Source organism: Cupriavidus sp. SIMBA_020, assembly GCF_046535395.1.
Classification (GTDB): domain Bacteria; phylum Pseudomonadota; class Gammaproteobacteria; order Burkholderiales; family Burkholderiaceae; genus Cupriavidus; species Cupriavidus campinensis.
Map to the genome: position 1 here is coordinate 1 of NZ_JAWRWU010001143.1, position 253 is coordinate 253.

The window sequence follows — 253 nt, forward strand, 5'->3', positions numbered from 1 at the left end:
TCGCGATGTGGCTCGGCGCCGCGTTCGAAGACCGCCTGATGCGCGCGAAGACGCTCGACGCCAATTTGAAGGTGGTGGTGGCGCGGGTCGGCCGCGCGGCGTTCGTGCTGGCGGCAGTGCTGATCAGCCTGTCGCTGGTCGGCATCGACATCACGGTGCTGGGCGTGTTCGGCGGCGCGCTCGGCGTCGGCTTGGGGTTCGGGCTGCAGAAGATCGCCAGCAACTATGTGTCGGGCTTCATCATTCTGATCGA

The 253-nt window shown here is 66.4% G+C and carries 1 pseudogene; it reads left to right on the top strand.

Annotation, left to right across the window (positions count from 1 at the left end):
• Window positions 1–253 (top strand): annotated as a pseudogene (locus tag SB751_RS33110) (mechanosensitive ion channel protein MscS); the annotation flags it as partial.